This is a genomic window from Ruegeria faecimaris (assembly GCF_900182615.1).
Classification (GTDB): Bacteria; Pseudomonadota; Alphaproteobacteria; order Rhodobacterales; family Rhodobacteraceae; genus Ruegeria; species Ruegeria faecimaris.
Map to the genome: position 1 here is coordinate 217,397 of NZ_FXTE01000004.1, position 6,375 is coordinate 223,771.

General features: G+C 56.2%; 5 protein-coding genes and 2 tRNA genes. 3 read left to right on the top strand and 4 right to left on the bottom strand.

All coding sequences use genetic code 11. The annotated features are described in order from the left end of the window. Positions 1-71: 71 nt before the first annotated feature. On the top strand, positions 72-311 hold the full coding sequence (locus tag FN806_RS10645; protein ID WP_142636899.1) for an Lrp/AsnC family transcriptional regulator: 240 nt from the start codon (positions 72-74) through the stop codon (positions 309-311). Here FN806_RS10645 and FN806_RS20475 read toward each other — a convergent pair. From FN806_RS20475 to FN806_RS10655, 3 genes are all read right to left on the bottom strand, one after another. Beyond that, on the bottom strand, positions 308-463 hold the full coding sequence (locus FN806_RS20475; RefSeq protein WP_185956685.1) for a hypothetical protein: 156 nt from the start codon (positions 461-463) through the stop codon (positions 308-310). The genes FN806_RS10645 and FN806_RS20475 overlap by 4 nt on opposite strands. A 56-nt stretch (positions 464-519) precedes the next feature. Next, a tRNA-Gly gene (locus tag FN806_RS10650) sits at positions 520-594 on the bottom strand. A gap of 33 nt (positions 595-627) precedes the next feature. Beyond that, positions 628-702, bottom strand: a tRNA-Gly gene (locus FN806_RS10655). A 201-nt stretch (positions 703-903) separates the two neighbouring features. Here FN806_RS10655 and FN806_RS10660 point away from each other — a divergent pair. Next, complete coding sequence (locus FN806_RS10660; protein WP_142636882.1) at positions 904-1,287, top strand: MAPEG family protein; 384 nt, start codon at positions 904-906, stop codon at positions 1,285-1,287. Between the two features lie 134 nt (positions 1,288-1,421). Then, on the top strand, positions 1,422-2,351 hold the full coding sequence (locus tag FN806_RS10665; protein WP_142636884.1) for a hypothetical protein: 930 nt from the start codon (positions 1,422-1,424) through the stop codon (positions 2,349-2,351). 53 nt (positions 2,352-2,404) lie between these two features. On the opposite strand, the gene FN806_RS10670 is transcribed toward FN806_RS10665, so the two are convergent. After that, on the bottom strand, positions 2,405-5,842 hold the full coding sequence (locus FN806_RS10670; protein WP_142636886.1) for a pyruvate carboxylase: 3,438 nt from the start codon (positions 5,840-5,842) through the stop codon (positions 2,405-2,407). Positions 5,843-6,375 lie beyond the last annotated feature (533 nt).

Here is a 6,375-nt window from a genome sequence, read left to right on the forward strand (position 1 = left end):
TGTTGCAGGGGATTGCGCCCGGGCGCAGCCCATGTCAGCCTGCGGCCAACTCAACCAACAAGGCCCGGCCCATGTCCACCTGTGTTTTCATCCAGATCCGCTGCAAACCCGGCACCACTTACAAGGTGGCTGAAGAGATCGCGTTGCGCGAAATCCACTCGGAGCTCTACTCTACCAGCGGCGAATATGACCTGCTGCTGAAGCTTTACATCCCCGAGGCCGAGGATGTGGGACATTTCATCAATGAAAATCTGCTGGTGATCTCGGGTATAGAACGCTCGCTGACCACAATGACGTTCAAGGCCTTCTAGCCCTGCTCAAACGTTGTCACGCGGAAGATTCGGTCCGGGTCGTGATCGGAGTACTTCGGCGCGGTGTCAAAGACGTTCTTATGCGCCGTCCGCGCGGCCAATGTGAAGGTGGCTTTGTTCGGTTGCGGCATATGAACATATACGCGGGTCATGCTTTTTCAGCAGGCCGCGCCATAAGAAAACAGCGTTGAGTGAGAGGGTTTGTATCTGGAGCGGGCGAGGCGATTCGAACGCCCGACCCTAACCTTGGCAAGGTTATGCTCTACCCCTGAGCTACGCCCGCATCAGATACATATTTGGTCCGGAGACCTCTCAATGGAGCGGGCGAGGCGATTCGAACGCCCGACCCTAACCTTGGCAAGGTTATGCTCTACCCCTGAGCTACGCCCGCGCCGTTGAGTGAGGCGTGAAGTATTAATTCTGGCGGAAAGCTGCAAGGGGAAAAACGCGACTTTTGGAAAAAATCTTCTCGTGCGGAGGAAATCCAGACAGACTTGACCTCGCGTAGCAGCAGCCCGGTTCAACTGGACCGGTCGAGATTCCGCGTTAAGCTTTGCCCAGAGCTTAGGAATATTAATAGACGGAGCCACCCATGCTGACAATTACACCGGTTTATGCGGCATTAGCCGCCTTTTTGTATCTGGCGCTGAGCCTTCGGGTCATTGGCCACCGACGGGGCGAAAAGGTTTCCTACGGGGATGGTGGCAAGGGGCAAATGATCAAGGCGATCCGAACTCATGGCAATTTCGCGGAATACGCGCCGTTTGCGCTGTTATTGATGGCGATGGTTGAATTGCAGGGCGCCAGCGGGTTGCTGTTGAACCTGTTGGGATTGGCCTTGCTGGGTGGTCGCCTGCTTCATGCATATGGGTTTGGCAGGTCTCCGCAGATCGTTATCCTCAGGCAAATCGGAATGCTGCTGACATTTGGTTCAATCTTCGTAGCTGCAATAGCCAATATTGTGCTGGCGGTGTGAGCGCGGTGGGTCGCACACGCCGAAAAAAGCCACCATTTTACCCAAATTCAATTATTAACTAACTGTCAACGTTAACTCAGGTGCTTGATTTTGTGGTATCTGCTGCCACTGCTCAAGAAGGACAGGTGAATAATATGAAACGGTTCTTGTTACTTTCGCGTGTAGTTGCGACCTCATTTCTGCTGCTTGGCGCTGTAAGCTTTGTGGCAGTTGTTGCCGTACCTGATATGGCCATCGCCAAAAATGGTGGCGGCAAAGGTAATGGCGGTGGCAAAGGCAATGGTGGTGGAAATGGGAACGGCGCGGATAAGTCTGGCGACAAGTCCTCACAGGTGAAAGGTGGCAAGTCCTCGGGTAAAAAGGGGACTGGCAAAGGGTTGCTCGCCAGTCTTGGCCTGAAAAAGCAAAAAACTGCCAAAACGGGCGCTACGACTCAAAAGAAAAACGGGCTGGTCGCTTCGATTGGTAATCTGGTCAAGGGCAATAAGAAACCTGCCAAGATGACCAAAGTTACCACTGCTGTCGTTGATGAGGAGCCGGTTCACCCCAACAAGCACGGCAAAATTGCATCGGAGCTTAAAGGTCTGAACGCAGCCCATGCCAGCCAAACGGCTCTTATGAATGCGTCCCCGAACAGTATGCCAGGAAAACTGTACTCTTATCAGCAGAGCATTCTTGGTCATACCGATGCGGCGACAGATCTGCAGGATAAGAACGACGAACTGGAAGACCTGCAGGAACTGACCGCAGAAGAGATCGAAGAGGCCTATGAGCCGACCGAAGACGAGCTTGCCGAGGGCATCACCGCTCAGGACAAGTACGACGACGCGGTCGAAGAGGCTGCGCTGGCTGTAGAGGAGGCCGAGACAAACCTGGCCGGATCTTCTGACCCGCAAGAGGCTCTGGATACTCTGACCGGCGGTCGCGAGTTGTCTGACGACGCCCTGAACGAGTTGCACGACCTGCTGGGTCTGCCGGCGCTTGCGGATTATGATGTTTCTGGTGATGAAACAGAAAAGGCATTGGTCGAAGATGAGGTTGAAGGAGAAACCGTAGACGGCTGAACCTTAACCCAATGAAATGGAAAAGGCGCGCCCCAGAGGCGCGCCTTTTTTTGCTATTCCAGCTCGATCAGCAGGTCCTTGGCGTCAATTTGGCCGCCTGGCTGAACGTGGATGGCTTTGACTACGGCGTCCCTTTCGGCGTGAATGCCAGTCTCCATCTTCATGGCCTCGATGGTCAAAAGCATATCGCCTTCTTTGACCTCTTGTCCCGCAGTAACCGCAACGGTTGCCACGACACCCGGCATCGGTGCGCCGATATGTGCGAGGTTGCCGATTTCCGCTTTGGGTCGGGCCTGCGTGGTTGACGTCACCAGACGGTTTGGCACCCGGATCACACGGGGCTGACCGTTCAGTTCAAAGAACACTTTGACCTCACCATTTTCATCGGTTTCACCGATGGCCTGACAGCGAATCTCAAGAGTCTTGCCGGGATCGATTTCCGCGGCGATCTCTTCGCCGGGCTCCATTCCATAGAAGAATGTGCGCGTTGGCAGGGTGCGGACGGGGCCATAGATCCGATGGCGACCCATGTAATCAAGGAACACCTTGGGATACATCAGGTATCCGTTCAGATCCTCGTCGTCGACCTCTTTGCCGTCCAGTTGTTTAGATAGCTCGGCGCGCGTTTCCTCCAGATCGACCGGGGGTACGTCTTTGCCGGGGCGGTCAGTGTTGGGGCTTTCGCCCTTAAGCGCCTTGCTGATGATCGCATCAGGGAACCCGCCCGGAGGCTGCCCCAGATTGCCGCGCATCATGTCGATGACCGAATCCGGGAAGGCCACGTCCGAGTCCGGGTTTTCGACATCGGCGCGCGTCAGCCCTTGGCTGACCATCATCAGCGCCATGTCGCCAACCACTTTTGACGAAGGCGTGACTTTGACGATATCGCCGAACATCTGGTTCACGTCCGCATACATCTGCGCCACTTCATGCCAACGCTCTTCCAGGCCAAGGCTGCGCGCCTGAGCCTTGAGGTTAGTGAACTGGCCACCGGGCATCTCGTGCAGATATACCTCGGATGCAGGGGCCTGCAGGCTGGATTCAAAGGCCGCATACTGGCCTCGAACCACCTCGAAATAGTCGCTGATTTCGCGGATGGCTTTGATGTCCAGACCGGTGTCGCGTTCCGTATGGCGCAGCGCTTCGACCACAGTGCCCAATGTCGCCTGAGAAGTGTTGCCACTGAAGCTGTCCATCGCGCAATCCACTGCGTCTACACCCGCCTCGGAGGCGGCCAGAATGGTGGCGCTGGCGATACCGGCAGTGTCGTGCGTGTGGAAGTGGATTGGCAACCCGACCTCTTCTTTCAGCGCACGGATCAAAATCTTGGCCGAGGCTGGTTTCAGCAGGCCGGCCATGTCTTTCAGGCCCAGAATATGAGCCCCGGCATCGCGCAACTCTTTCGCCATGCCAACATAGTATTTTAGGTCATATTTGGCACGGTTCGGGTCCAGAATATCGCCAGTATAGCAAACGGTGCCTTCACAGATTTTACCGTTCTCGACCACCGCATCCATCGCGACACGCATATTTTCGACCCAGTTGAGAGAGTCGAAGACGCGAAACACGTCGATATTTTCTGACGCCTGACGAACGAATTCCTGCACCACGTTGTCGGGGTAATTGGTGTATCCAACCCCGTTTGCACCGCGCAAAAGCATCTGGGTCATCAGGTTCGGCATCACCTCGCGCAGGTCACGCAGACGTTGCCACGGACATTCCTGCAAGAACCGATAAGCCACATCGAATGTGGCGCCGCCCCAGCATTCGACGCTGAACAGCTGCGGCAGGTTGGCCGCATAGCTCGGGGCCACTTTGATCATGTCGATCGACCGCATCCGCGTCGCCAGCAGCGACTGGTGCCCGTCGCGCATCGTGGTGTCGGTGATCAGCAACTGGCGCTGAGCCTTCATCCAATCGGCCACCGCCTGCGGGCCCTTTTGTTCTAGCAGATTGCGGGTGCCCATCTGCGGTTCACTTTTCAGAGCCGGGGCCTTGGCCTCTTTCAGATCGGTACGCGGTTCGGGACGATCCTTGGTTTCGGGATGCCCATTCACGGTGATATCCGCAATATAGGTCAGAACCTTGGTGCCCCTGTCACGGCGTCGTTTAAAGGTGAACAGCTCGGGCGTCGTGTCAATGAACTTGGTGGTGTATTCATTCGACAGGAAGGTCGGGTGTTTCAGCAGGTTGATGACAAAGTCGATATTGGTGCTGACGCCACGAATACGGAACTCGCGCAGCGCTCGGTCCATTCGCGAAATCGCGGCCTGTGGCGTCGGGGCCCAGGCCGTGACCTTGGTCAGCAGCGAGTCGTAGTACCGCGTGATTACACCACCCGCATAGGCCGTGCCGCCATCTAGGCGAATACCCATGCCAGTAGCTGAGCGGTATGCGGTGATACGACCGTAGTCGGGAATGAAGTTGTTCTGCGGGTCTTCGGTTGTGATCCGGGTCTGAAGGGCATGACCGTTCAGGTGCACATCCGCTTGGCTGGCGGCGCCGGTGGCTTCGGCCAACGATTTGCCCTCGGCGATCAAGATCTGTGCCTGCACAATGTCGATACCTGTGACTTCCTCGGTGACGGTATGTTCCACCTGAACGCGCGGGTTCACCTCGATGAAGTAGAACTTGCTGGTTTCCATATCCATCAGGAACTCGACGGTGCCTGCGCATTCATAATTTACATGGGCGCAAATCTTGCGGCCCAGTTCGCAGATTTCCGCGCGTTGTTCTTCGCTGAGATACGGGGCAGGCGCGCGTTCCACGACTTTCTGATTACGGCGCTGGACCGAGCAGTCGCGCTCATACAGGTGGTAAATTTCGCCATGTTTGTCGCCCAGAATCTGCACCTCGACATGGCGGGCGCGGATAATCATCTTTTCCAGATAGCCCTCGCCATTGCCAAAGGCAGCCTCGGCTTCGCGGCGGCCTTCCAGGACTTTTTCTTCCATTTCGTCCTCGGATTCGATTGGGCGCATGCCGCGGCCACCTCCGCCCCAGGATGCTTTGAGCATCAGGGGATATCCGATCTCTTTGGCTTGTGACCGGATCGCGTCCATATCGTCGCCCAGCACTTCGGTCGCTGGGATCACCGGAACTCCGGCGGCGATGGCCACGCGGCGGGCGCTGGCCTTGTCGCCCAAGGCGCGCATGGTTTCGGCCTTTGGTCCAATGAAGGTGATCCCGTTCTGGACGCAGGCATCCACGAAATCTGGGTTTTCCGACAACAAGCCATAGCCCGGGTGGATGGCATCCGCACCACATTCCTTGGCCACGCGAATAATCTCGTCAATGCTGAGGTAAGCGGCAACCGGCCCCATCCCCTCGCCGATGCGATAGGCCTCGTCCGCCTTGAAACGGTGCAAGCCAAGCTTGTCCTCTTCCGCATATACGGCGACTGTGCGTTTGCCCATCTCATTCGCTGCGCGCATCACGCGAATGGCAATCTCGCCGCGGTTGGCGATCAGGATCTTGTCGAAATGTGTCATATCAGGTCCCGGTCCTGTTTGTTTGGCGAACTTCTAGGCGAACAATACGCGCAGGTATATCGGTGATTTGGGTAGAACCGGCATGTTAACGCTCGCAAACGCCTCCTGTTGGTGAATGTTTGATAGCCTTGCTGCGCTGCGGCATCAAGACTGGTGAATTGCGGCGTGATTTGGTGTGTTCATTAAGGACTTTTTGGCCACGGTCGGCAGATGCTTTGCCAAGTTTCGACTTAGCCGGCAAGTTGCGCGCATGGTCGTGCCGGGTGCCGAGCCGATTGATTTCAAGCACGTTGGGAATGAAAGGCCTGACCGCGCCCGGTTTTCGTGGATGTGCAGCCCCGAGAGGTTTTGGGCAGATCGTTTGCGTTCCGCTTGCCTCAAATCATTGCGTTACTTCTTTATCCGATCCTCTGAAAGATCACCGACCGTTTAAGAGTCTAGGCTCCAGACTCATTGATTTACAGCCAGAATAGGACTGTAGCAGCGAGAGCGATGGCCGAGAGGAATACCTTTGGGCATCTGTCATATCGGGT

What these genes read in the sequence shown, in the direction of transcription:
- FN806_RS10665 (WP_142636884.1), top strand. Translation starts at nt 1,422, where the DNA reads ATGAAACGGTTCTTGTTACTTTCGCGTGTAGTTGCGACCTCATTTCTG.
- FN806_RS10670 (WP_142636886.1), bottom strand. Translation starts at nt 5,842, where the DNA reads ATGACACATTTCGACAAGATCCTGATCGCCAACCGCGGCGAGATTGCC.
- FN806_RS10660 (WP_142636882.1), top strand. Translation starts at nt 904, where the DNA reads ATGCTGACAATTACACCGGTTTATGCGGCATTAGCCGCCTTTTTGTAT.
- FN806_RS10645 (WP_142636899.1), top strand. Translation starts at nt 72, where the DNA reads ATGTCCACCTGTGTTTTCATCCAGATCCGCTGCAAACCCGGCACCACT.
- FN806_RS20475 (WP_185956685.1), bottom strand. Translation starts at nt 463, where the DNA reads ATGACCCGCGTATATGTTCATATGCCGCAACCGAACAAAGCCACCTTC.